Source organism: Streptomyces sp. NPDC023481 (genome assembly GCF_055560195.1).
In genome coordinates this window covers 94,244-118,461 of the sequence record NZ_JBVHJE010000022.1, presented here as the reverse complement: position 1 = coordinate 118,461, position 24,218 = coordinate 94,244, and the positions used below count along the sequence as shown (strand labels likewise).

General features: G+C 73.9%; 23 protein-coding genes and 1 riboswitch. Of the genes, 10 read left to right on the top strand and 13 right to left on the bottom strand.

The window, feature by feature from the left end; genetic code table 11:
- Positions 1-96 precede the first annotated feature (96 nt).
- Positions 97-579: a bacterioferritin gene (gene bfr, locus ACZ3ZD_RS33670; protein ID WP_467406021.1), complete on the bottom strand. Its 483-nt coding sequence runs from the start codon at positions 577-579 to the stop codon at positions 97-99.
- 174 nt (positions 580-753) lie between these two features.
- Between bfr and ACZ3ZD_RS33665 the strand changes: the two genes are divergently transcribed.
- On the top strand, positions 754-1,386 hold the full coding sequence (locus ACZ3ZD_RS33665) for a sulfite oxidase-like oxidoreductase (RefSeq protein WP_467406019.1): 633 nt from the start codon (positions 754-756) through the stop codon (positions 1,384-1,386).
- Positions 1,387-1,407: 21 nt separating this feature from the next.
- Here ACZ3ZD_RS33665 and ACZ3ZD_RS33660 read toward each other — a convergent pair whose 3' ends face one another.
- The 5 genes from ACZ3ZD_RS33660 to thiO all read right to left on the bottom strand — a co-directional run bounded on the left by ACZ3ZD_RS33660 (position 1,408) and on the right by thiO (position 6,598).
- Positions 1,408-2,286 (bottom strand): deoxyribonuclease IV, encoded by an 879-nt coding sequence (locus tag ACZ3ZD_RS33660; RefSeq protein WP_467406016.1) that lies wholly within the window; start codon positions 2,284-2,286, stop codon positions 1,408-1,410.
- 74 nt (positions 2,287-2,360) lie between these two features.
- A complete protein-coding gene (gene pknB / locus ACZ3ZD_RS33655) occupies positions 2,361-4,289 on the bottom strand; it encodes a Stk1 family PASTA domain-containing Ser/Thr kinase (protein WP_467406013.1) in 1,929 nt (642 codons plus the stop codon).
- Between the two features lie 111 nt (positions 4,290-4,400).
- Positions 4,401-5,195 (bottom strand): thiazole synthase, encoded by a 795-nt coding sequence (locus ACZ3ZD_RS33650; RefSeq protein ID WP_467406009.1) that lies wholly within the window; start codon positions 5,193-5,195, stop codon positions 4,401-4,403.
- Between the two features lie 3 nt (positions 5,196-5,198).
- Entirely contained in the window at positions 5,199-5,411 is a 213-nt protein-coding gene (gene thiS, locus ACZ3ZD_RS33645) for a sulfur carrier protein ThiS (protein WP_467406005.1), read from the bottom strand.
- On the bottom strand, positions 5,408-6,598 hold the full coding sequence (gene thiO, locus ACZ3ZD_RS33640; RefSeq protein WP_467406003.1) for a glycine oxidase ThiO: 1,191 nt from the start codon (positions 6,596-6,598) through the stop codon (positions 5,408-5,410). The genes thiS and thiO overlap by 4 nt, the downstream gene beginning before the upstream one ends.
- A riboswitch (TPP riboswitch) is annotated at positions 6,596-6,707 on the bottom strand. It overlaps the preceding gene by 3 nt.
- A 53-nt stretch (positions 6,708-6,760) precedes the next feature.
- Here thiO and ACZ3ZD_RS33635 point away from each other — a divergent pair.
- The 6 genes from ACZ3ZD_RS33635 to ACZ3ZD_RS33610 all read left to right on the top strand — a co-directional run bounded on the left by ACZ3ZD_RS33635 (position 6,761) and on the right by ACZ3ZD_RS33610 (position 11,531).
- Entirely contained in the window at positions 6,761-7,111 is a 351-nt protein-coding gene (locus ACZ3ZD_RS33635; protein ID WP_467406000.1) for an avidin-fold protein, read from the top strand.
- A gap of 32 nt (positions 7,112-7,143) precedes the next feature.
- Positions 7,144-8,376 (top strand): NAD(P)/FAD-dependent oxidoreductase, encoded by a 1,233-nt coding sequence (locus tag ACZ3ZD_RS33630; protein WP_467405997.1) that lies wholly within the window; start codon positions 7,144-7,146, stop codon positions 8,374-8,376.
- Between the two features lie 64 nt (positions 8,377-8,440).
- Positions 8,441-8,806, top strand: a complete 366-nt coding sequence (locus ACZ3ZD_RS33625) for an Rv2175c family DNA-binding protein (RefSeq protein ID WP_366751452.1) — start codon at positions 8,441-8,443, stop codon at positions 8,804-8,806.
- Between the two features lie 95 nt (positions 8,807-8,901).
- Positions 8,902-9,552 carry a thiamine phosphate synthase gene (gene thiE, locus ACZ3ZD_RS33620; RefSeq protein WP_467405989.1) on the top strand — a complete coding sequence of 217 codons (651 nt, stop codon included), beginning with the start codon at positions 8,902-8,904 and terminating at the stop codon, positions 9,550-9,552.
- Between the two features lie 96 nt (positions 9,553-9,648).
- Positions 9,649-10,572, top strand: coding sequence for a methylenetetrahydrofolate reductase [NAD(P)H] (gene metF / locus ACZ3ZD_RS33615; RefSeq protein ID WP_467405987.1), 924 nt, complete (start codon positions 9,649-9,651; stop codon positions 10,570-10,572).
- A gap of 56 nt (positions 10,573-10,628) precedes the next feature.
- Positions 10,629-11,531 carry an SCO2102 family sporulation regulator gene (locus ACZ3ZD_RS33610; protein WP_467405982.1) on the top strand — a complete coding sequence of 301 codons (903 nt, stop codon included), beginning with the start codon at positions 10,629-10,631 and terminating at the stop codon, positions 11,529-11,531.
- A gap of 28 nt (positions 11,532-11,559) precedes the next feature.
- Here ACZ3ZD_RS33610 and ACZ3ZD_RS33605 read toward each other — a convergent pair whose 3' ends face one another.
- From ACZ3ZD_RS33605 to ACZ3ZD_RS33590, 4 genes are all read right to left on the bottom strand, one after another.
- Positions 11,560-13,062 carry a phytoene desaturase family protein gene (locus ACZ3ZD_RS33605; RefSeq protein WP_467405978.1) on the bottom strand — a complete coding sequence of 501 codons (1,503 nt, stop codon included), beginning with the start codon at positions 13,060-13,062 and terminating at the stop codon, positions 11,560-11,562.
- A 271-nt stretch (positions 13,063-13,333) separates the two neighbouring features.
- On the bottom strand, positions 13,334-13,963 hold the full coding sequence (locus ACZ3ZD_RS33600) for a TetR/AcrR family transcriptional regulator (RefSeq protein WP_467405975.1): 630 nt from the start codon (positions 13,961-13,963) through the stop codon (positions 13,334-13,336).
- A 47-nt stretch (positions 13,964-14,010) separates the two neighbouring features.
- Positions 14,011-16,095, bottom strand: a complete 2,085-nt coding sequence (locus ACZ3ZD_RS33595; RefSeq protein WP_467405972.1) for a YhgE/Pip family protein — start codon at positions 16,093-16,095, stop codon at positions 14,011-14,013.
- A complete protein-coding gene (locus ACZ3ZD_RS33590; RefSeq protein WP_467405969.1) occupies positions 16,067-16,933 on the bottom strand; it encodes an ATP-binding cassette domain-containing protein in 867 nt (288 codons plus the stop codon). The genes ACZ3ZD_RS33595 and ACZ3ZD_RS33590 overlap by 29 nt, the downstream gene beginning before the upstream one ends.
- A gap of 160 nt (positions 16,934-17,093) precedes the next feature.
- On the opposite strand from ACZ3ZD_RS33590, the gene ACZ3ZD_RS33585 reads away from it, so the two are divergent.
- From ACZ3ZD_RS33585 to ACZ3ZD_RS33575, 3 genes are all read left to right on the top strand, one after another.
- Positions 17,094-17,657 (top strand): SAV_6107 family HEPN domain-containing protein, encoded by a 564-nt coding sequence (locus ACZ3ZD_RS33585; protein ID WP_467405966.1) that lies wholly within the window; start codon positions 17,094-17,096, stop codon positions 17,655-17,657.
- A 134-nt stretch (positions 17,658-17,791) separates the two neighbouring features.
- On the top strand, positions 17,792-18,562 hold the full coding sequence (locus ACZ3ZD_RS33580; RefSeq protein WP_467405962.1) for a methyltransferase: 771 nt from the start codon (positions 17,792-17,794) through the stop codon (positions 18,560-18,562).
- A gap of 296 nt (positions 18,563-18,858) precedes the next feature.
- Positions 18,859-19,242 carry a DUF3040 domain-containing protein gene (locus ACZ3ZD_RS33575; RefSeq protein WP_467405958.1) on the top strand — a complete coding sequence of 128 codons (384 nt, stop codon included), beginning with the start codon at positions 18,859-18,861 and terminating at the stop codon, positions 19,240-19,242.
- 81 nt (positions 19,243-19,323) lie between these two features.
- On the opposite strand, the gene ACZ3ZD_RS33570 is transcribed toward ACZ3ZD_RS33575, so the two are convergent.
- Genes ACZ3ZD_RS33570 through ACZ3ZD_RS33560 form a run of 3 tightly spaced genes read right to left on the bottom strand, consistent with a single transcriptional unit; the run spans position 19,324 to position 24,106 of the window.
- The gene (locus ACZ3ZD_RS33570) at positions 19,324-21,708 is read right to left on the bottom strand and encodes a transglutaminase TgpA family protein (RefSeq protein ID WP_467405955.1); all 2,385 of its coding nucleotides are present in this window, start codon (positions 21,706-21,708) and stop codon (positions 19,324-19,326) included.
- Positions 21,705-23,066: a DUF58 domain-containing protein gene (locus ACZ3ZD_RS33565; RefSeq protein ID WP_467405952.1), complete on the bottom strand. Its 1,362-nt coding sequence runs from the start codon at positions 23,064-23,066 to the stop codon at positions 21,705-21,707. Before ACZ3ZD_RS33565 ends, ACZ3ZD_RS33570 begins: the two co-directional genes overlap by 4 nt.
- On the bottom strand, positions 23,066-24,106 hold the full coding sequence (locus tag ACZ3ZD_RS33560) for an AAA family ATPase (RefSeq protein WP_467405950.1): 1,041 nt from the start codon (positions 24,104-24,106) through the stop codon (positions 23,066-23,068). The genes ACZ3ZD_RS33565 and ACZ3ZD_RS33560 overlap by 1 nt, the downstream gene beginning before the upstream one ends.
- Positions 24,107-24,218: the final 112 nt, after the last annotated feature.

Here is a 24,218-nt window from a genome sequence, read left to right as displayed (position 1 = left end):
CAATCCACACCGAACCGGAAGGCCCTCACCCGTTCAAGATCCCTCAGCCGAGATCTGACTCACCCGTCCACAACCTCCCCGGACAGAACACCTAGCTCAGCTGCTCTGCGGCTGTTCGATCAGCTGGGAGATGTAGAGCGCCTCGCCGAGCTTGTCCACCAGCTCCAGCTGGGTGTCGAGGTAGTCGATGTGGTGCTCCTCGTCGGCGAGGATGTCCTCGAAGATGTTGGCGGACGTGATGTCCCCCTTCTCCCGCATCACCTTGACGCCCCGCCGCAGCCGGTCGATCGCCTCGACCTCGACCTGCCGGTCGGCCTCGAACATCTCCCGCACCGTCTGCCCGACCCGGACGTGGAAGAGCCGCTGGTAGTTCGGCAGCCCCTCCAGGAACAGGATCCGGTCGGTGAGCACCTCCGCGTGCTTCATCTCGTCGAACGACTCGCGCCGCGTGTACGCGGCGAGCTTGTACCAACCGAAGTTCTCCTGCATCTTCGCGTGCAGGAAGTACTGGTTGATCGCGGTCAGCTCGCCGGTCAGCTGCTCGTTGAGGAACTCGATGATCTCGGGATCGCCCTGCATCGCAGCGGCTCCTTCCACACGGGATACGGGAGAGGGTGCGGCGGCATGATCGCACCGGCGGAGAAGATCGTCCAGTAAGTGCGTACTTAGTAGGTAAGTTCTGAAGTGTCGCTACTTGTCCGGTTCGGGGGAGGGGGGTCAAGGGCACTGCCCGAGGTCTGTCAGGATGGTTACATGGGTCATCCGGTGGAGCGCGCGTCTGGGGCAGCGGCCGGGTCCGAGCTTCCGCCGGGGCAGCGGCTCCAGCGGGGCTGGCCGGTCACGCACTACGGGCCGGTCCCGAAGTTCCGGCCGGAGCGCTGGGAGTTCCGGGTCTTCGGCGCCACCGCCGACGGCGACAAGCACACCTGGGACCACGAGGAGTTCACGGCCCTGCCGTACACCACCGTGGTGGCCGATCTGCACTGCGTGACGAAGTTCAGCATGCTCGGCGCGGAGTGGGGCGGCATCCCGGCCCGCGCGCTGCTGGACCTCGCCCCGCCGGCGCCGGACGTCACCCATGTGATGGTCTGGGCGGAGTACGGCTTCAGCTCGAACCTGCGCCTGTCGGACTTCGCCTCCGACCGCACCCTCTTCGCCACCCACAAGGACGGCGAGCTGCTCACCGCCGAGCACGGCTTCCCGGTCCGCCTGGTCGTGCCCCACCTGTACGCCTGGAAGGGCCCGAAGTGGGTCCGCGGTGTGGAGTACATGACCGCCGACCGCCGCGGCTTCTGGGAGGAACGCGGCTACCACAACATCGGCGACCCCTGGAAGGAACAGCGCTACTCCTACCAGGAGCAGCCCGGGGACGGCCCCGAACTCTGAGCCCGGGCGAGGCCCCGGCGGCTACGCGTCGCGCAGCTTCTTCAGCCGCTCCACGTCCGCCGCGTGCCCCTCCCTGCCGCCGGGCGTCTCGATGACCAGCGGTACGCCCTCGGTCGCGGGGTGGGTCATGAGCGCCCGGAACGGGTCCTCGCCGATGTGACCGTCGCCGATGTTCGCGTGCCGGTCCTTGTGCGCGCCCACCACGTCCTTGGAGTCGTTGGCGTGGATCAGCTTCAGCCGGCCCTCGCCCACGGTGTCCACCAGCAGGTCCAGGGTCTGGTGCATGCCGCTCGGCCCGGTCAGGTCGTGCCCGGCGGCGAAGACGTGGCAGGTGTCCAGGCACACGCCCAGCTTCGGATGGGCGTCCAGCGCCTCGAAGTACGGCCCGAAGTCCCAGGTCCGCGAGCACAGCGAGGCGCCCTGCCCGGCGGTCGACTCCAGCAGCAGGAACGGGTCGTCGTCATGGGTCAGCTCGTCCAGCAGCGGCAGCAGGCGGGCGCGTACCTGCCTCAGCGCCACCTCCCGGGGCCGCCCGCCGGTCGCGCTCCCGGTGTGCACCACCACGCCCAGCGCGCCGATCTCCCGCCCGCGCCGCAGCGAGTGCCGCAGCGACTCCACGGACCGCTCCACGGTCGCCTCGGTGTGGGAGCCGAAGTTGATCAGGTACGGCGCGTGCACGTACGCCGGGATCGACTCCTCGGCGCACGCCGCGCGGAACGCCTCGTCCTGCCGCGGGTTGCCGGGCGGGGTGGCCCAGCCGCGCGGGTTGGCGACGAAGACCTGCACGGTCTCGGCCTTCAGGTCACGGGCGTAGGACAGCCCCACGGAGTGCAGTCCGCCGGCCACCGGCACATGGCCGCCGACGGGGTTGCGGGGGAGACGGGACGGAACGGGACTCACCCGTTCAGGGTGTCATGTCCGCCCCCGCGCCCGGGCCGCGGTCCCCGGTGAGACCGGTCACCGGGGGACCGGTCTCACCGGATGGTGATCGTGATCGTCGAGCCCTTGGGCGCCTTGTCGCCGCCCTCGACCGACTGCTTCTTCACGGTGTCGCCGAACAGGCCGAGCAGCCCGCGGTCCTCGTCCACCCGGAAGCCGGCGGCCTCCAGGGCCTTGTGCGCGTCGTCCACGCTGTCCCCGGTCACGTCCGGGACCTCGATCATCTCGGGGCCCTTGGACAGGGTCAGCGTCACCGTGTCGCCCTCGGCGGCCCGGCCGCCCCCGTCCGGGCTCTGCGCGGCGACCTCGCCCTTGTCGTACTCGGAGTTGATCCGCCCGGCCGCGATCCTCACCTTCAGCCCGGCGTCCGTCAGCTCCTGCCGGGCGCTGTCCACGTCGTCGCCGGTGACGTCCGGCACGTCGACGGGGCTGCCCTTGCTCACGATCAGCGCGATCGCCGAGCCCGCGTGCCGCTTGGTGCCCGCATCCGGCGTGGTGCCGACCACCGAGCCCCGGTCCACGTCGTCGCTGAACCGGCGGGTCACCATGCCCGGCTCCAGGCCGTCCGCCTTCAGCCGCGCCTGCGCCTTGGCGAGCGGCTGGCCCTTCAGGTCCGGCACGTTCACCGTCTCCGGGCCCAGCGACACGGTCAGCGTCACCGCGTCGTGGTCCCGGATCCGGGCGCCGGGCGCCGGGTCCGAGCCGATCACCGCGCCGCGCTCGACGGTGTCGCTGTACGCCCGCTTGACCCGGGCCACGTCGAGACCGGCCGCGCTCAGCCGGGCCCGCGCCCTGTCCTCGGTCTGCGCCAGCAGCGGGGGCACCTTGGTGAACTGGCCGGAGTTGATGTACCAGACCCCGGCGCCCGCACCGAACACCACCAGGACGGCCGCGACCACCGCCAGTACCGTGCGCCGGGGCCGCGCCGGGCGCCGGCGCGACGCGACGGGCGGGCTCTCGAAGCGGGCCGTGCGGTGGACGCCGTCCCCGGGATCCGCGTCCTCGTCCACGGGCAGCGGCCGGGGCACGGTGAGCGCCCGCGGGATCACGCTCGTGCGGTCCTCGGCGTTGTCGTGCCCGGCGGCCAGCGCCTGCGGCGGCACCACGTCCAGCTGCTCGTCGGTCAGCGTCAGGCGGGCCTCGCGGACCTGGGCGAGCAGCGCCACGGCGTCGTGCGGCCGGATGTCCGGGACGCGCGCGGTGGCCGACGCCACCAGCTCGTCCAGCACGTACGGCAGCCCCGGCACCAGCGCCGAGGGCGGGGGCACATCCTCGTGCACGTGCTTGTACAGCACCTGGGCCGCGGAGTCCCCGGCGTGCGGCTTGCCCCCCGTCAGCATCTCGTACAGCACCACACCGCACGCGTACACGTCGACGCGCGGATCGGTGGTGCCCTGCTCGATCTGCTCCGGCGCGAGATAGGAGACGGTCCCGAGCACGGCACCCGTCGTGCTGGTCACCGTGTCCACGGAGCGCACCAGCCCGAAGTCGGCGACCTTGACCCGGCCGTCGTCGCCTATCAGCACGTTCTCCGGCTTCATGTCGCGGTGCACGAACCCGGCCCGGTGGGCGGCACCGAGCGCGGCGAGCACCGGCTCCAGGATGTCCAGCGCGGCCCGCGGCTGCACCGCGCCCCGCTCGCGCAGCACGTCCCGCAGGGTGCAGCCGGCGATGTACTCCATCGCCAGGTACACGTACGACCCGTCGGTCCCCTGGTCGAAGACCTGCACCACGTTGGGGTGGTCCAGCCGGGCGACGGACTTCGCCTCCCGGATGAACCGCTCGACGAACGTCCCGTCGGACGCGAGCGCAGGGTGCATCACCTTCAACGCGAGCACGCGGTCCAGGCGGGTGTCCAGGGCCCGGTACACCGTGGCCATCCCGCCGGCCGCGACGCGCGCGTCGACGCGGTACCGGCCGTCGAGTACCTGCCCGACGAGGGGGTCCTGAAGGGTCGTATCCACGCAGGGGAGTCTACGAGGACCCACCGGCACGACGGCCGGCCCGTAGCCGACGAGCACCGCTACTGCAGCCGACCTGTGACGCGACACACGCCCGGCACGACGTCCGGTCCGTCAGAACGCCGGCCGCTCGGGATCCAGCCGGGCCAGCCCCTGAACCGGGGACGACGCCTCCGCGAGATACCGGCGCGGGATCCGCCCGGCCAGCCGGGCCAGCCGCCCGCCCTCCACCGCGAGCCTCATCGCGCAGGCCATCCGCTCCGGCTCCTGGGCCCGCGTCACCGCGGACGCCAGCATCACCCCCGCACAGCCCAGCTCCATCGCCAGCGCCGCGTCGGACGCCGTACCGGCCCCCGCGTCCAGGATCACCGGCACGCGCGCGTGCTCCACGATCAGCTGGAAGTTGTGCGGATTGCGGATCCCCAGACCGGAGCCGATCGGCGATCCGAGGGGCATGACCGCCGCGCACCCCACGTCCTCCAGCCTGCGGGCGAGCACCGGGTCGTCGTTCGTGTACGGCAGCACCGTGAACCCGTCGTCGACCAGCGTCTCCGCCGCCTCCAGCGTCTCCACCGGGTCCGGCAGCAGGGTTCGCTCGTCGGCGATGACCTCCAGCTTCACCAGGTCCGTACCGAGCGCCTCCCGGGCCAGCCGGGCGGTCAGCACGGCCTCTCCGGCGGTGAAGCAGCCCGCCGTGTTGGGCAGCACCCGGATGCCGAGCCGCTCCAGTACCGACAGCACCGAGCCGTGCACGCCGGGGTCCACCCGGCGCATCGCGACCGTGGTCAGCTCCGTGCCGGAGGCGACCAGCGCCCGCTCCAGCACGTCGAGGCTGGGTGCCCCGCCGGTTCCCATGATCAGCCGGGAGGAGAAGGTCAGGTCCCCGAGGACCAGCGGATCGTCGGCCATGGCTCAGCCTCCCTGTACGGCGGTGAGGACCTCGACCCGGTCGCCGTCGGCGAGGGCGGTCGTCGCCCACCGCGCGCGCGGGACGACGGTCTCGTTGACGGCGGCGGCCACCCCGCGCGGCGCGGCGGTGAGGGTCCGCACGAGGGCGTCGAGGGCGGTGCCCGGGGCGATCTCCCGGCGCTCCCCGTTGACGGAAATCAGGACCGGGCTGTTCATACGGGCTGCTCCAGCTTCTCCGGGTGCTCCACGTGGGTCTCCGCGCGCGCGGTGCCGAAGCGCCGCGGGTCGAACGGACGGGCCTCCTCCGGCACTTCCCCGGCGGCCAGGGTGTGCGCCAGCACGTCCCCGGTGACCGGCGTGAGCAGCACCCCGTTGCGGTGGTGCCCGGTGGCCAGCAGCAGCCCGGCCAGGCCGGACGGCCCGAGCAGCGGCGCGTTGTCGGGGGAGCAGGGGCGCAGCCCGGCCCGGGTCTCGGTGAGCGGCAGCTCGGTGATGCCGGGCACCAGCTCATGGGCGTCGCGCAGCAGCTCGTACACGCCCCCCGCCGTGACCGTCGTGTCCCAGCCCAGCTCCTCGCTGGTGGCGCCGACGACCAGTTCGCCGTTCTCCCGGGGCACGAGGTAGACGTGGCTGCCGCGCACCACGGCCCGGACGGTCCGGCTCAGGAACGGCGCGTACCGGGGCGGCACGGTCAGCCGCAGCACCTGCCCCTTGACCGGCCGCACCGGCGGCAGCAGCTCGTCCGGCACGCCTGCGAGCCGCCCGCTCAGACTGCCCGCCGCGAGCACCACCCGGTCCGCACGCAGTGCGGTGCCGTCCGCCGTGGTGACCCCGGCGGCCCGGTCGCGCACCACGTCCAGCCGTTCGGCCCACGCGCGGTGGAACACCACACCGGCCCGCTCGCACGCGGCCACCAGGGCCGCCGCCAGCCGGCGCGGGTCGATCTGGTGGTCGGCGTCCACCCGCAGCCCGCCGCGCACCCCCGGCGCCAGCATCGGCTCCAGACGCCGGCAGTCCCGCCCGGACAGCCACTCCGAGTCCAGCCCCGAGCGCCGCTGGAGGTCGTGCAGTTCCCGCAGGTGGGCGCGGTCGTCGGCGTCCAGCGCGACGGCGAGGGTGCCGCAGCGCCGGTAGCCGAGGTCGTGGCCCGTCAGGTCGGCCAGCTCGGCCGCGAAGGCCGGGTAGCGGCGGGCCGACTCCAGGTTCAGGGCGAGCAGGGTTTCCTCGCCGTAGTGCAGTTCGGTGACCGCGGCCAGCATCCCGGCCGCGACCTGCGCGGCCCCGCCGCCGGGCTCGGGGTCCACCACGGCCGTGGCGAGCCCGCGCTGCGCCGCGCGCCAGGCCGTGACCAGGCCGATGATCCCGCCCCCGATGACGAGGACGTCGGACGTACGTGACGACATGGGCGTCCAGCCCCTCCCTTCGCCGGCATGACCCGGATCAGGTTCGTACGGTCGGAGGCCGCCAGCCTCCCTCTCAGCCCGGTGCGTCCGGGCTCCCGCGAGTGCTTGTACGGTGGCCACCCTAGCCCGCAGCCCTCCTCACCCGTAAGGGAGCCCCGTTCCATGGCCCGGTCGCTCGACGGACTGATCCTCGCCCCGGTGGCGGACCAAGCCCCAGGTCAGGTGGGTACCCGCACCCGGTTCGCCTACCACGAGCAGGACGGCGGGATCTGGGCCGAGTACACGGGCGGCGACGTCGTACGCGGCCGTCTGGTCGGCACCCGGGAGGGGGACCGGCTGGACTTCCGGTACGTGCAGCTGAAGACCGACGGGACGACCTCCTCCGGGCACTGCGTGTCCACGGTCGTGGAGCTGCCGGACGGGCGGGTGCGGCTGGAGGAGACCTGGGAGTGGGAGTCCCAGCCGGGCTCCGGCACCAGCGTTGTGGAACAGGTCACCGGGCAGGCCCCCTGACTGACTGATCGTCACGTGTCTATGGTGATCGGGTGAGCGAGCAGACAGCGCAAGAGGGCACAGTGGCGGGCCGGCGCGTGGTCGTCGTCGGCGCGGGCATGGCCGGGGTGCAGACCGCGGTCGCGCTGCGCGAGCAGGGCTTCCCGGGCGGTGTGACCGTCATCGGTGCCGAACCGCACCAGCCGTACGACCGGCCGCCGCTGTCGAAGGCGGTGCTGCTCGGCAAGGCCGAGGACTCCGCCTTCGAGGTGGACTTCGAGTCCCTCGGAGTCGAGCTGCGGCTCGGCTGCGAGGTGCTGGGCCTGCGCCCCGCCGACCACGAACTGGACACCGAGGCGGGCCCGGTGCCCTACGACGTCCTGGTCCTCGCCACCGGCGCCGAACCGATCCGGCTGCCCGGCGCCGAGGGCGTGCCCGGCGTGCACCTGCTGCGTACCCTGGACGACGCCGAACGGCTGCGGCCCGTGCTGGCCCGGCAGCACGACGTCGTGGTGGTGGGCGCCGGCTGGATCGGCGCCGAGTTCGCCACCGCCGCCCGCGAGGCCGGCTGCGCGGTGACCGTCGTGGAGGCCGCCGAGCACCCGCTCGCCGGCGCCCTGCCCGCCGAGGTCGCCGCGCCGATGGCGGCCTGGTACGCCGACGCGGGCGCCGTCCTGCGCACCCACGCGCGCGTGGAACGCGTCGAGCCCGGCGAGGTGGTGCTCTCCGACGGCACCCGGCTGCCCGCGGGCGCCGTCGTCGTCGGCATCGGCGCCCGCCCCGCCACCGCCTGGCTGGCCGGCTCCGGCATCGAACTGGGCCCGCACGGCGAGGTACTCGCCGACGACCGGCTGCGCGCCTCCGTGCCGGACGTGTACGCCGTCGGCGACTGCGCCTCCTTCCCCTCGGCCCGCTACGGCGAACGGCTCCTCGTCCACCACTGGGACAACGCCCTCCAGGGCCCGCGCACGGTCGCCGCGAACATCCTCGGCGAGACCCCGGCCGTCTACGATCCGGTGCCGTACTTCTGGTCCGAGCAGTTCGGCCGGTTCGTGCAGTACGCCGGCCACCACGCCGCCGCCGACCGCCTGGTGTGGCGCGGCGACCCGGCGGGCCCGTCCTGGACGGTGTGCTGGCTGCGGGAGGGCCGCCTGGTGGCCCTGCTGGCGGTGGGCCGCCCCCGGGACCTGGCCCAGGGCCGCCGGCTGATCGAGGCGGGCCGGACCATGGACCCCCAGGCCCTGTCCGACCCGGCGCGCCCGCTGAAGGACGCCACCGCGGACTAGGACGTTCTCCCAGGTGGACCTGCCTGGCTTCCGACTGTCGGTGGGGGATGGCAGGCTTGTCCCTGTGACCGAGATTGACGCAAAAATCGATGCTCTCGTCCCCGCCTGGCTCACTCTGCCCGACATCGCCGACATGCTCGGCGTCGAGGTGACGCGTGTCCGGCAGCTGGTCAAGGAGGGCCAGCTCATCGCCGTGCGCCGGGGGGAGAACCGGGCGCTGCACGTCCCCGCCGCCTTCATCGACGGGGACAAGGTCGTCAAGGGCCTGGCCGGGACCCTGACGCTCCTGCGGGACGACGGCTTCACGGTCGAAGAGATGATCGAATGGCTCTTCACCCCCGACCCGACCCTGCCCGGCACCCCCGCGCAGGCCCTGAGCGAGAATCGCGGCACGGAGGTGAAGCGCCGCGCCCAGGCGCTCGCCGTCTGAGCCGACCCGCAGCAGGAGGTGGCGTGCGGGCCGGGACGCCCGTACGCCACCGCCCCGCACCACGGGGCACACCGACACCACGGGGGGACCCTCGCATGTCCGACACCGCCCGCGCCGCGCTCGCCGACGCCCGCCTGTACCTGTGCACGGACGCCCGCAAGCGCCAGGGCGACCTGCCCGAGTTCCTGGACGCGGTGCTGGCCGGCGGCGTCGACATCGTGCAGCTGCGCGACAAGGGCATGGAGGCCGCCGAGGAGCTGGAGCACCTGGAGGTCTTCGCCGAGGCCTGCGCCCGGCACGGCAAGCTGCTCGCGGTCAACGACCGGGCGGACGTCGCCCACGCCGCCCGCGCCGGCGTGCTCCACCTCGGCCAGGGCGACCTGCCGGTCCCCGCGGCCCGCGCCATCCTCGGCGACGACATCCTCATAGGCCGCTCCACGCACGCCGAGGCCGAGGCCGCCGCGGCCGCCGTCCAGGAGGGCGTGGACTACTTCTGCACCGGCCCCTGCTGGCCCACCCCGACCAAGCCCGGCCGGCACGCCCCCGGCCTCGACCTGGTCCGCCACACGGCGGCCCTCGGCACCGACCGCCCCTGGTTCGCCATCGGCGGCATCGACTTCGGCACCCTGGACCAGGTGCTGGACGCGGGCGCCCGCCGGGTGGTCGTGGTCCGCGCGATCACCGAGGCGGACGACCCGGGCGCGGCGGCGGCGCGGCTCGCGAAGCGGCTGGTGGACGCCGGCTAGCGCCGTTCTGTCCACCCACTGGACAGAGAAGCGGCAAATCGGGCAAATTTCCGACGTCCGGTTGGGGTACCGTCCACCCCTGGCTAACCTGCCGGTATGGCCCTCGGAACCGCATCCACCAGGACTGATCGCGCACGGACCGTGCGCGAGATGCTCGCCGCCGGCAAGACGACGTACTCGTTCGAGTTCTCCGCGCCGAAGACCCCCAAGGGCGAGCGAAGCCTGTGGAGCGCCCTGCGACGGGTCGAGGCGGTCGCCCCCGACTTCGTCTCCGTGACCTACGGCGCCGGCGGCTCCACCCGCGCGGGCACGGTCAAGGAGACCCAGCAGATCGTCGCGGACACCACGCTGACCCCGGTCGCCCACCTCACCGCGGTCGACCACTCCGTCGCCGAGCTGCGCAACATCATCGGCCAGTACGCGGACGCCGGGATCCGCAACATGCTCGCCGTGCGCGGCGACCCGCCCGGCGACCCGATGGGCGAGTGGGTGCCGCACCCGAGGGGCCTGACCTACGCGGCCGAACTCGTCCGGCTCATCAAGGAGTCGGGGGACTTCTGCGTGGGCGTCGCCGCCTTCCCGGAGATGCACCCGCGCTCCGCGGACTGGGACGCCGACGTCGCCCACTTCGTGGACAAGTGCCGTGCGGGCGCCGACTACGCCATCACACAGATGTTCTTCCAGCCGGAGTCGTATCTGCGGCTGCGCGACCGTGTGGTGGCCGCGGGCTGCGACACCCCGGTGATCCCGGAGGTTCTGCCGGTCACCAGCGTGAAGATGCTGGAACGGTTGCCGAAGCTCAGTAACGCCCGCTTCCCGGACGCCCTGAAAGAGCGGATCCTCACAGCGAAGGACGATCCGGCGGCGGTACGCTCCATCGGTATCGAGTTCGCCACGGAGTTCTGCGCTCGGCTGCTGGCCGAGGGAGTGCCCGGACTGCACTTCATCACGCTCAACAGCTCCACGGCGACCCTGGAAATCTACGAGAACCTGGGCCTGCACCATCCCCCGCAGGCCTAGACCGGCCGCACCGCGATACGACACACTGCGTAGCGGTCACTGGGAGAGGGGCGTACATGGGCTGGACGGTCCTCTACATCGCGTTCGGCGTCGTCGCGCTGTGGTTGCTGGGCGAGGTGCTGCTGCAGTACAAGGCGCGGCTGCGCTGGCGCCTGCTGGCCTTCGCCGGATTCCTCGGCGTCGTGCTGGGCGTGCTGATGCCGTCCGTCATCGTGATCGGGCTGGGCGCGATCGCCTTCGCCGTCGGACAGACCTACGTCACGCTGTCGTTCCGCCGCGGCTTCGCCTCCGGCTGGGCGGTCAAGCGGCCCGAACCGGAGGCCGCCGGCGGCAGCAAGCGCCGCCGCGGCCGGGCGGAGCGCCCGGGGCCCGCCCCGCGGGACGCCGACGCCGCGACCGCCGACGACCAGGCTCCCGACCAGGACGCCCACGGCGGCCCGGCCCAGGGCGCCTACGACGACGACCCCGACCGCGACGACGTCTTCACCCCGGCCCCCTCCCGCACGGCCGGGTCCACCGCCGAGACCACCGCCGTCTACGAGCCGCAGCCCCTCTCCGACGACACCGGCGGCTACGGCCTGTACGGCGACCAGGCCCCCGCGGACACCGCCCAGCAGAGCTACGCCTACGACTACTCCGGGTACGGCCAGCAGGGCTACGGCTACGACACCACCGGCCAGCAGGCCTATGCCAACTACTCCGACCCGTACATCGGCAGCCAGGCCTACGGCTCCTACGACCAGGGCTACGGCCAGCAGTACGGGCAGCAGCAGGGCTACGCCCACGACCCGTACGCCACCGGCGGTTACGGCGAGACCCCGGCCGGCGGGGTGTGGGTGCCGCAGCAGCGCACCGACGAGACCCACACCGGCGAACTCCCGCAGGAGCAGCCGTACCCGCACACCGCGGGCGGGCAGCAGCAGCCCGGGGTCGGGTACGACGAGCAGTACCGCTTCTGAGCAACCCCGCCCCAGCCGGTCGGGCCCGTCACCGCGAGCCGCGGAACTCCGGGCCCTCCACGATCAGTCCGTCCACCAGCGCGCCCGACATGCCGGCGTGCGCGAGCCCGCCGCCGGGGTGCGACCAGCCGCCGACCGCGAACAGGCCCGGCACCGCCGTGCTGTTGGCCGCATGCAGCACACCCCCCGGCCCGGCCAGCGCGGGCGGCGGAACGGCACCGCCCGTGGCGCCCGTCTCCCGCTCGGTGTCCAGCGGGGTGCGCACCTCCCGCCACAGCACCCGCCCGCGCAACCCCGGTACGGCGCGCTCGGCCGCCTCCAGCAGCCGGTCGGCGAAGGCGTCGGCGGCCCCCGGCGCCGCCCAGTCGTACTCCGTGGCGGCCGGCACGGTCGCCGTCAGCACCACGGACTCGTGGCCGGCGTCGGGGCGCAGGGCCGGGTCGTCCGGCCGGTCCACGACGACCTGCGGCAGCCCGGGCAGCGCCCCTTGCCCGGACGGGCCCCCGTCCGCGTCGGCCGCGTGCACCACCGTGCGGTGCACCGCGCCGGACTCCCGCGCCCCGCGCAGCGCCAGGCACACCACCACCCGGCCCGGGTAGCGGTCCTCGGGGGCCGCGGGCACGTCCCGCGCGCCGTACACCTCCCGGTCCGGGAGCAGGCCGCCCAGCCGCCGGGGGCCCACGCCGACGACGAAGTCGGCCTCGGCCACCGTCCGGTCGGCCAGCTCCACCCCGGCCGCCCGGCCGTCCTTCTCCAGGACCCGGACCACCTCGGCGCCGAAGACGAACTCCACCCGGCGCTTCAGGCACCGCTCGTACACCGCGCGCGCCAGCTCCCGGATCCCGCCGCGCACATACCAGGTGCCGAAGGCGTGCTCCATGTACGGCAGCACGGCCGCGCTCGCCGGAGCGGTGCCGGGGTCGACGCTGTACGCGAGCGCGTACCCCTCCAGCAGCCGCACCAGCCGGGGGTCGCGCAGCTCCCGTCCGCCGATCTCGGAGAGCGTGGCCACCCGGTGGGTGCGCAGCAGCCGCTTGTACCGGGTGCCCGGGTACGGCTCCTTGCCGGCCAGCACCTCCCAGTTCGGCCACAGGGGCTCCTCCAGCAGGGGGCGGCGGGTGCGGTCCCAGGCCTCGCGGGCGCGCACCAGGAACTCGCCCCAGCGCTCGCCCGCCCCCGCGCCCAGCGCCTCCTCCAGCGCCGCGACCACGCCCGCGCGGGAGGCGTTCGGCAGGGACACCTCCGTGCCGTCCGCGAAGACGTGCCGCGCGGAGGGGTCGACCTGCACCAGCTCGACGCAGGCCTCCAGCGGCTCCTTGCCGGTCTTGACGAACAGGTCGCGGTACACGGCGGGCAGCGTCAGCAGTCCCGGGCCCGTGTCGAAGCGGAAGCCCTCCCGCTCGAACCGGCGCACCGCACCGCCGTACGTCTCCGTGCGCTCGTACACCACCACCCGGTGGCCCGCGACGGCCAGCCGGGCGGCAGCCGCCATCGCGCCCATCCCGGCGCCGATCACCGCAATCCGTGCCATGCCTGCGACTTTATCGACCACCACTGACAACCCGGCCGCCGGGCGGCCCGGGCGCGGACGGCTGAGTACGCGTACTCAGGCCGCGAGATGAGTACGCGCGCGGATGGGGCGCGGGCCGCCGGGACGGGAGAGTGGGGGCACGACAGGGGGCACGGCCCGGAACCGCCGGCACGGGGCGGCGGAACGGCGCCTGGCACAGGGGGAACGTGAGGCGCCGGTCCGGCAACGGACCGGCGCCTCACGTGCGCGCCCGCGTGACGTCCCCGGGCTGTCAGACCGTGCCGCTGACCCGGCCCTGGAGCAGCCGGGACAGGGCCGCGTGGACGTCGTCCAGGGAGCGCTCCGGCTGGAAGGACTTCCAGTCCAGCGCGGCCACCAGGACCATGCCGACCAGCGCCGCCGCCGTCAGCTGGACGTCGATCTCGTCGCTGAACTCGCCGGCCGCCACGCCCTCGCGCAGCACCCCCTCGACCACCGCGACCGCCTCCCGCCGCACCACCGTCAGCGTGGACTGCCAGGCCCGGTTGGTGCGCCACAGCTCGGCGACGTACAGCTGGGTGAAGGCCGGGTAGCGGTCGATGAAGACCAGCCCCGCGCGGACCATCGCGTCCAGCGCGTCCACCTTGCTGCCGCCCTCGTGTGCCGTCTGCTCGGCCGCCTCCTTCAGGGAGGCGGTGAGCAGGCCGACGCCGTGCCTGAGCAGCTCCTCGAAGAGAACGGACTTGCTCGCGAAGTTGTAGTAGACCGTGCCCTTCGCGACCCCGGCCCGCTCCGCGATCTCGTCCACCGTGGTCGCGGAGAAGCCCTGCTCGGCGATGAGGGTGACGGCCGCCTCGTAGAGCTTCTGCCGGGTGGCCTCGCGGCGCGTGCTGCCGCCGGCCTTGGCGCTGCTGCTTTCCATGGCCCCGATTCTCACAGGTACGCGCGCGTGCGGACGCCGCCCCCTGATCACAGGCTCAGCTCCGGGTGCAGCCGGGCCGTCGTCCACACCTGGTGGCGGCGGGCCGCCAGCGCGGTCAGCGCGAGCGCGCCCGCGGTGAACGCGGTGAGCACACCGCAGGCCTGCCACACCGGGCCGAGCCCGCCGCCCGTGATCAGCCGGCGCAGCGCCTCCACGATGTAGCTCATCGGCAGGAACGGGTGGATCGCGTTGAAGAAGCCGGGGCTGGTCTGCACGGGATAGGTGCCGCCCGCCGAGGTCAGCTGGAGCATCAGCAACGCGAGCACCAGGATCCGGCCGGCCGCGCCGAAGCGGGCGTTCAGCCACTGCACGATCGCCGCGAAACACGCCGTGACCAGGCACAGGAAGCCGATCGTGCCGGCCGCCCGGAGCATCTGCAGCCCGACCGCCCAGTGCAGTACGGCCATCAGCGCCACCACCTGGAGCACTCCCACCGCGACCACCGGCAGCCAGCCGGCCAGCGCGATCCGCGAGGCGGGGGAGCCGGCCGCGAGGGCCCGCCGGTTGAGCGGCGGGATCAGCATGTAGGCCACCATCGCGCCGACCCACAGGGACAGCGGGATGAAGTAGGGGGCGAACCCGGTGCCGTAGTTCGGCGCCTTGTGCAGGTCGTGCGAGGCCAGCTGCACCGGGTCGGCCATCACGCCGGTGCGCCGGTCGCGGTCCTGCTTGTCGTAGTCCGGGATCTTCTTCGCGCCCGAGTGCAGACCGCCGGCCAGCCTCCCCGAGCCGTCCGAGAGCTTGTACAGGCCGCCGTTCAGGGTCTCGGCGCCCGACTTGGCGGTGCCGAGGCCCTGGTCCAGCGTGACCGCGCCGGTGTGGGCGGTGCCGATGCCGGTGTGCAGCTTCTCGGCGCCGGCGGCGACCTTCTGCGCGCCGGTGTTCAGCTTGTTGATCTTCTTGACGGCGTCGTCCACGTCCTCGTACAGGTGCGGGGCGCGCGCGGCGAGGGCGTCGGCCTGCTTCTGCAGCGTGCCGAGGTTGTCCCGCATCGTCTTCAGGTCGCCGTCCTGGTCGGCGATCAGGGTGTTGAGGTCGTCCGCGACGGTGGCCACCTCGGCGGCGGCCGTCCTGGCCCGCTTCAGCTCGGGGCAGCCCGGGTCGGGGAGGGCCACGCCCTCGCAGCGCTTGCGGTAGATCTCGTCGAGGAGGGCGGAGGATCCGTGGGCGACCTTCGCGGCGGCCGGCGCCCTCTTCACCAGCACGTCCAGGTTCTCCTTCACCGCCTTCGCCGAGTCGGAGACCAGCCGGGCGGTGTCCCCGATGGTCTTCTCGTTGGTCCGCAGGAACGGACCCGCCTCGGCGTAGACCCCGTTGACCTTGTCGGCGAGCGCCTGGGTGCCGTCTGCGACCTGCCGCGAGCCCTGCTGGAGGTCGCCGGAGCCGGTGTCCAGCTTCTTGAGCCCCTTGGCCAGCCTGCCGCTGCCGCCCTTGGCCTGCTTCAGCCCGTCCGCGAGGTCCTTGGAGCCCTTCTCCGCCTTCCCGATGCCGCTGTTCAGCTTGTCCGCGCCCTGTGCTGCCGTGACGGTCTTGTCATGGATGTCGGAGAACGACACGAAGATCTTGTCCAGGAAGCTCCGGGAGGCCTTCGCGGACGCCGCCGAGCGCACCTCGTTGAAGACGTTGCGGGAGATCTGGCCGACGATGTAGTTGTTCGCGTCGTTGGTGCGCACCCGCAGGGCGCCGGTCTCCGGGGAGTCGCCGGAGCTGGACGCGATACGGCGGCTGAAGTCCGCCGGCATGGTCAGCGACAGGTAGTAGGTGCCGTCCTCGACACCCGCGCGGGCCTCCTCGTCGCTCACCTCGTGCCACGCGAAGGTCCGGCTGTCGCGCAGCCCGTCCACGATGTCGTCCCCCGCGGTGATCTTCTTCCCGCCCGCCGTGGCGCCCTTGTCGTCGTTCACCAGGGCCACCGGGATCCGGTCCAGACGGCCGTACGGGTCCCAGAAGGACCACAGGTACAGGGCGCCGTACAGCAGGGGCAGCACGAGCAGCGCGACCAGGGCGGCGCGGGGCAGCCTGCCGCGTCCGAAGCGCCTCAGCTCAAGCGCGGCCAGCCTCGGTGAGCGCATCGCCGGCTTCCTCCTTCTTCGGCTCGGGCGTCCGGGGCTGGTCCCCGGGCTCGTGGTCGGGGGCGTTCTCGGGCTTGTCCGCGGGCGCGCCGCCCGCGTCCGTCTCCGGCCCGGGCTCCCGCCGCTCGGCCTCGGTCCGCTCCGCCCGGTCCGTCCGCACGGTGACGCAGTCCCCGGGGGCGGTGCGGCACACGGCGACGACCGTCGTCCCCGCGCGCGTGAGGGACCGCAACACGTCCCAGACGCCCTCGCGTTCGGCGTCCGAGAGCTTCATGTCGATGTCGTCCACGCCGAGCAGCCGGGGCCGGCCGAGCAGGGCCAGCGCGAGCGACAGCCGCACCTCCTGCGGCCGTTCCAGGTCGCGTACGGCCGTCCGGGAGCCCTTCGGGAGCGTGTCGAGGTCGAGTCCGGCGGCGGCCAGGGCCGCGTCGACCCGCTGCCGCGCCTGGCGTGCGCGCTCGGCGCGGGGCCGCAGCAGCTCGCGCAGGGAGCCGTCGAACCGGCGCTGCAACAGGGCCCCTTCGCGCAGGTGCTCGCCGACGGTGAGGGCAGGCTCCAGGTCGGTCACCCCGCTCACGTTGGCCACCGCGCCGACCCGGCGCAGGCCCGCCATGTGCCGGGGGAGTTTGAACCCGCCGACAACGGCCACTCCTTCGGTGGGCTTCATCCGTCCCGTGAGCGCGAGCAGCAGACTCGTGCGGCCGGAGCCGGACGGTCCCTCGATCGCGATCAGCGAGCCGGGCTCCGCGTCCAGGGTGACGCCACGGAAGACCCATCCCCGTGGCCCCTTGAGTCCCAGGCCCTCGGCCCTGACGTCCGCGCCGGCCGTGGCGTCCACTGGCCCCCCTGCGTGACAATTGAACTGACTGGTCAGTGCAAAAGTACGCCCGAACCTACGCTCGACGCAAAGGCCCAGGTCAGAACGGATTGTCAGTGGCATACCGCACGATGGGCACATACGGCATTCGTGCCGTCACCCAGACGACAGGAGGTTCGTCATGGCCCACTCGTCCGCAGCCGCCGCCCGCCGGCGCCGCGCCACCGGCCCTGCCCCCTCACTGACCGGCCCGGCGAGCGACGTGCACCCCGTGCTCCGCCGGGCCACGGCCCCGCCCGCCGCCCTCGACCTGCTCGCCCAGGCCCGGGCCGGACTGGAGGAGGCCACCGTCCAGGACACACCGAACGAGCGCTATGCGACGGCCCACCTGGCCGCCCTGCGCACCGCCGCCGCCGTGCTCGCCGCCCGGGGCCGGCCCGAGACCTCCCCGCGCCGCCGGGCCCGGATCCGCAGCGCCTGGGAGGTACTGCCCGAGATCGCCCCCGAGCTGACCGAGTGGAGCGCGCTGTTCGCCTCCGGCGCCGCGCGCCGCGCCCGCGCCGAGGCGGGCATCCAGGGCGCGGCCGGCCAGCGCGACGCCGACGACCTCATACGGGACGTGGCGATGTTCCTCCGCATCGTGGAGCGCATGCTCGTCCTCCAGCCCGTCCTGCCCCAGCCCCGCCGGGACGACGACACCGGCGCCGACGGCCCGGGTAAGAGGGGGGTGCCGGACGCGGGCTGACCACCCGGTGCGCGCCGGCGTCCGCGGGCCGAGACGCCGGGGCTCGTGCGCCGCCGCGGTGACCGGACGCGGCACGGAAGCAATAGGGTGGACCTCGCCTGATCGTGACGTTCGCCCTGCCGAGGAGTCATCTCGTGTCGGACCCGACGCGCCCCCGCGCCTCTCTCCGTACCGCCGTGGTCTGGGAGGTCCTGCAGGACGCCCTCGACCGCCGGGTCAAGGCCGCGGGCCGGGACTCGCTGGACGTCCTCGACACCGGCGGCGGCAGCGGCAACTTCGCCGTTCCCCTCGCCCGCCTCGGCCACCGGGTCACCGTCGTCGACCCGAGCCCCAACGCCCTGTTCGCGCTGGAGCGCCGTGCCGCCGAGGCCGGTGTCGCCGACCGGGTCAGCGGCGTCCAGGGCGACGCGCACGGCCTGTTCGACGTGGCCGAGCGCGGCGGCTACGACGCCGTCCTGTGCCACGGCGTCCTGGAGTACATGGACGACCCGGCCGAGGGCATCCGCAACGCCGTCGCCGCGCTGCGCTCCGAGGGCGTCCTGAGCGTCCTCGCCGCCGGTCTCGGCGGAGCCGTGCTCGCCCGCGCCCTCGCCGGCCACTTCACCGAGGCCCGGCAGGCGCTCCGGGACCCCGACGGCCGCTGGGGCACCGGCGACCCGGTGCCCCGCCGCTTCACCGCCGAGCAGCTCACCGGACTGGTCGAGGAGGCCGGGCTGCGGGTCGGCGCGGTGCACGGCGTGCGGGTCTTCGCCGACCTCGTGCCCGGCGTCCTGGTGGACACCGAGCCCGGCGCCCTCGACGCGCTGCTGAAGCTGGAGGCCGCGGCGGCCGAACTGCCCGCGTTCCACTCCGTGGCCACCCAGCTGCACGTGCTCGGTGAGACGACCGGTGCCGCCGAGGCCTGAGCGGCTCCCGGCACCGCCGCGCACCACCGGGGCGGCCCGCTGATCAGCACCTCGGCAGCGGATGGAGTACGCCACAAGCCCCCCGATCGAGGGGTTTGCGCCGTATGATCGAGGTACACCACCCGGCATGACGGGTCGGCCGCCGGGGAATGGAAGCTTCAGCGAGCCGGTACGGCCACGACGGATTCCGGTTGGCCGATTGGCGTAGAGGGGCGGGTTTCACGGGGGCGATTCCCTGCCTATCCTGAAGGGACCCCCCGGGTCGCCCCCGGCGACTGCACGATGAGGAGGACTCCGTGCCGCTCTCTGAGCACGAGCAGCGAATGCTTGAGCAGATGGAGCGAGCGCTGTACGCCGAAGACCCCAAGTTCGCGTCGGCGCTTGAGGGAAACGGGCTGCGGACGTACACCCGGCGGCGGGTCTACCAGGCGGTCGCAGGCTTCCTCGCGGGTATCGCGCTCCTCATGGCCGGAATGGTCGCGCAGCTGATCTGGGTCAGCGTGGTCGGTTTCCTCGTCATGCTGGGCTGCGCCGTGCTCGCGGTCACCGGCTGGCGCAAGACCCCGAAGCCGGGGGAGCAGCCCCCGGCGGGAATGCGCCGGCAGGCGCGTCCGAAGCGCTCCGTGATGGACCGGATCGAACAGCGCTGGCAGCGCCGCCGGGACGAGCAGGGGCACTGACCGCCGGCGCTTCCCGCGCCGGCCACAGCAGACACAGGTGAGGGGCGGCCACCGGATGGTGGCCGCCCCTCACCTGTGTGCTCAGCCCCGCTGCCCCGACGGCCGGCGCAGCGTCGGCCGGGCCGCCGCGGCCCGGGCCCGCAGTGCCGACCAGCGGGCCGACACCGCCCACAGCACCCGGACCGAGGAGCGGGGCAGGAACAGCGCCCGCAGCCGCGCCCCGGCGCCCACCCCGGCCCGCAGGCCCTCGGTCACCCGGCGCACGTCCTGCGCCGCGCCCGCCGCCGGGCGCGGCCTCGGCGCGTACAGCACCTGCTCCACCGCGTCCGCCAGCCGGTGCACGGCACCCCCGGCGGCCGGGTCGAGACGCCCGAGCCGGACGATCCGGTCGGCCGCCTTGCGCGGGGTCAGCGACTCGTCCGGCGGGATGCCGTGGTCCCAGGCGCTGTCCGTCAGCTCCTGCCAGGCCGCCAGGGTGTGTCCCGCCGCGCCCTGCGCGGTCCGGGCGTGCCCGCCCAGCCGCAGCGCGCGCACCCGCTGCCGCCACAGCAACGGCGACAGCGGAACCGCCAGGACCAGCAGCCCGCCCAGGGCGATCAGCAGCCCGGCCCACCAGTTCGTGCCGCCGCCGTCGTGGCGCGGGGCCGCCGCGGCGGACGGGCTCCCGCAGGCCTGGAGCCGGCGCAGCTCACCGTCGCAGCTCCCGCTCGCCGAGGCCGAGGCCGAGGGCGCCGCCGACGCGCCCTTGGACGGCAGCGCCTCCTCCGGCAGCGAGCTGCCCGGGGAGTCCGACTGGGTGTACGACGGTGTGGTGCCGCGGGTCGGCGTCGGCTCGAAGCGGGTCCAGCCCACGCCCTCGAAGTACAGCTCGGGCCAGGCGTGCGCGTCCTTCTGGGTCACCGCGATGGTGCCGTCGGCCTGCACGGTGCCGGGCGCGAAGCCCACCGCGACCCGGGCCGGGATGCCGAGGGTGCGGGCCATCGCCGCCATCGCGAAGGAGAAGTGGACGCAGAACCCCTCCTTCTGCTTCAGGAAGTTGGCTATGGCGCCGGGCCCGTGGCCCACCTTCACCGAGGTGTCGTACTGGAAGCCGCCGCTGACCGCGAACCAGTCCTGGAGCTTGACGGCCTCCTCGTAGTGGCTGTCCGCGCCCGCGGTGATCTCCCTGGCGGTGCGCTCCACCACCTTCGGCAGCGAGGCCGGCACCTTGGTGTACTCGCTCTGCAGCGCCGCCGGCGGCTGCGGCGCGGCGGCCAGCTGCCGCGCGGTCGGCCGCACGTCCAGGCTGGTCACCTGGTAGCTCGCGCCGCGCGTGGTCTGGCCGCGGTCGCCGACGAGGGTCATCCCGACCGGCTCGTACCGCCACCGGCCGCCGACCTTCACCCCGCTCGGCGGGTAGGGCATCGGCAGCCAGTTCTGGGCGTACCAGTCGGCCGCCCGGACCGACGTCCGCACCGTGCCCCGCCGTACGTCCGGGCTCAGGCCGGCCGGCGTGGGCAGCTTGTCCGGCACGCCGACGATGTGCCGCTGGGCCGGCGTCCAGGTGGTGCCGTCGAACTCGTCCAGGGAGACGATCCGCAGATACAGGTCGGAGATGTCGTCCGTGTCGGTCCGCAGGGTCAGCACCTGGCGGTCGTCGTTCGTGTTCAGGTTGTCGCGCAGCGACACCAGCGGGTTGACCGCCGAGATCGTGCCCCCGTCGCCGTTGCCCGCCCCCACACCGGTGCCGGCCGCGTCCAGCAGCCCGCCGTGCAGCGCGGGCAGGGCGAGCGGCACCACCAGGGCCACGCCGAGCGCGACCGCGCCGATCCGCCGCCCGGTGCGCACCGGCGCCACCGCACCCGTCTCCGGGGCGCCCGGTCCGCGCGGCGCGCCGCCGAAGACCCGGCCCCACTGGGTGAGCCGGTCCCGGCCCTCCGCGAGCAGCAGCATCAGATAGCCGGCCGCCGCCATCAGGAACCACAGCCAGTCGGCGCCGCCGTCGGACAGGCCCGCGGCCACCGAGTACAGCGCGAGCAGCGGCAGCCCGGCCGGGGCCGCGCTGCGGAAGGTCACCGCGAGCACGTCCACCAGCAGCCCGACGGCCAGCGCCCCGCCGAGCAGCATCAGCCTGATGCCCGGGGTGAGCGGCGCCGGTATCGCGTACCGGCCGACGTCCTCGCCGCCCTGCCGGAGCAGCTCGGCGAAGTACCGGAAGGTGTCTGGGCCGGGGAGCATCCCGGCGACCGCGTGCTGCCGGGCGAAGACCAGGGTCAGCAGCACCAGGGTGGCCAGGGCCTGAGCCGCCACGGTCAGCGACCGGCCCAGCGGCACCCGCCGGGCCGCCGCGCCCACCCCGGTCTGCACGGCCACCAGCGGCACCAGTTGCAGCAGCCAGGTCGGCCCGGCGACCAGCGGCAGCAGCGCGCAGGAGGCCATCAGGGTGGCCGCCGCCGCGCACAGCGCCAGTCGTGCCCGCCCGCTCATCCCCGCGCCTCCCCGCTCACGGCGGCCAGACCGGAACGCTCCCGGTCCGCCTGCCGCCACAGCTCGTCCACCGAGGCGCCGCGCGGCACGCTCAACGCCGTCCAGCCCGCCTCGCGCAGCATCCGCAGCCGCTCCGTGTGCCGGTCGCCCGGGCGGGGCACATCGGTCGCCTCCCGGGTCCAGGTGTCGGGGTCCAGCACGAAGGCGACGGCGCCGCCGCTGCGCCGGCTCATCCTGGCGACCGTCGTGGCCTGCTCCTCGTCCAGGTCGCCGAGGAAGGCGATCAGCAGCCCCTCGTTGCCGCCGCGCAGCACGTCGTACGCCCGGGACAGGCCGGTGCCGGCGGAGTGGTCGATCACCGCGAGGGTGTCCATCATCAGGCCGGCCGCGTCCGCGGTCTCCTGGCCGGCGCCCGCGAACCCGTCGGCGCCCTCGCCGGGCACCGCGCTGCCGCCGTCGGTCAGCAGCCGTACCGTGAAGCCGCGTTCCAGCATGTGCACCAGCACCGAGGCGGCACCGGAGACGGCCCACTCGAAGGCCGAGTCCGGGCCCGCGCCCTCGTAGGCACCGCCGCGGGTGTCCAGCAGGACCGTGCAGCGCGAGCGCCGGGGCTGCTCCTCGCGGCGCACCATCAGCTCGCCGTAGCGCGCGGTGGACCGCCAGTGCACCCGGCGCAGGTCGTCGCCGTAACGGTAGCCGCGCGGGATCACGTCGTCCTCGCCGGCCAGGGCCAGCGAGCGCTGCCGCCCGTCGCCGTAGCCCTGCGCCTCGCCGCCGAAGCGGACCGGGGTCAGCGGGTCCACGCGCGGGATCACCGTCAGCGTGTCGCACGCCGAGAAGGAGCGGGTCAGCTCGCACATGCCGAAGGGGTCCGTCAGCCGCAGCTGCAGCGGGCCCAGCGGATAGCGGCCCCGCAGGTCGGAGCGGACCCGGTAGGACACCTCGCGGCGGCCCTGCGGCTCCACCCGGTCCAGCACGAACCGGGGCCGCGGCCCCAGGACGTACGGCACCCGGTCCTGGAGCATCAGCAGGCCGGTGGGCAGCCGGGAGACGTTGTCCATGCGCAGGTGCACCCGGGCCTCGCTGCCGGCCGGTACGCGCGCGGGGGCGAGACGGCGGCTCGCGGCCACCCGGTAGCGCGTGCGGTACAGCACGCCCGCGCAGAGCAGGGGCAGCACGGCGAGCAGCAGGCCGACCCGCAGCAGCTCGCCCAGACCCAGCACGAACGCGCAGACCGCGGCGGCGATCCCGGCCGCGAGGAAGGAGCGGCCACGGGTGGTGAGACCCGCCAGGGCCGTACGGACCCCGCTGGTCTCCCCGCGGTCGGCCTCCGCCGGCGCGATCCCCCCGGTGCTCATCACAGACTCCGCGGCGGCTGCTGGGGATAGGCCGGGATGGTGCGGCCCAGGCCGCCGAAGCCGCTCTGCCGGCCCGAAGCGGCGGGCACCGGGGTGTGCTGCAGGATCTCCCCCACCACCTGTTCGGCCGTACGGCGGTTGAGCTGGGCCTGGGCGGTGGGCAGCAGGCGGTGGGCGAGGACGGGGACGGCGAGGGCCTGGACGTCGTCCGGCAGCGCGTAGTCCCGGCCGTCGAGGGCGGCGGAGGCCTTGGCCGCGCGCAGCAGGTGCAGGGTCGCGCGCGGGGAGGCGCCGAGTCTGAGGTCGGGGTGGGTGCGGGTGGCGGCGACCAGTTCGACCGCGTACCGCCGGACCGGCTCGGCCACGTGCACCCCGCGGACCGCCTCGACCAGCTTCACGATCTCGTGGGCGTGCGCCACCGGCTGGAGGTCCTCCAGCGGGCTGACCCCGCCGTGGATGTCGAGCATCTGCAACTCGGCCTCGACGCTCGGGTACCCCACGGAGACCCGCGCCATGAAGCGGTCGCGCTGGGCCTCGGGCAGCGGGTAGGTGCCCTCCATCTCGACCGGGTTCTGGGTGGCCACCACCATGAAGGGGCTGGGCAGTTCGTACGTCTGCCCGTCGATGGTGACCTGGCGCTCCTCCATGGACTCCAGCAGCGCGGACTGCGTCTTCGGCGAGGCGCGGTTGATCTCGTCGCCGATCACGATCTGCGCGAAAATGGCGCCCGGCTTGAACTCGAAGTCCCGGCGCTGCTGGTCCCAGATCGACACGCCGGTGATGTCCGAGGGCAGCAGGTCCGGCGTGAACTGGATGCGCCGCACCGAGCAGTCGATGGACCGCGCCAGCGCCTTGGCGAGCATGGTCTTGCCCACCCCGGGGACGTCCTCGATCAGCAGGTGGCCCTCGGCGAGCAGCACGGTCAGCGCGAGCCGTACGACCTCGGGCTTGCCCTCGATCACGCCTTCCACCGAACCGCGTACCCGCTCCACCGTGGTGGTCAGCTCAGTGAGGCTCGCTCGATCGTCATAGGTCGTCACCCGGCCCTCCTCGGCCCGTTCATCCGGGCCGACGCTCTCCGTGCGAGACCGGCCCACCCCGAAACACGGACACCACGCGGAAAAGGTTCCGCGTGACGTCACACCCCGCATT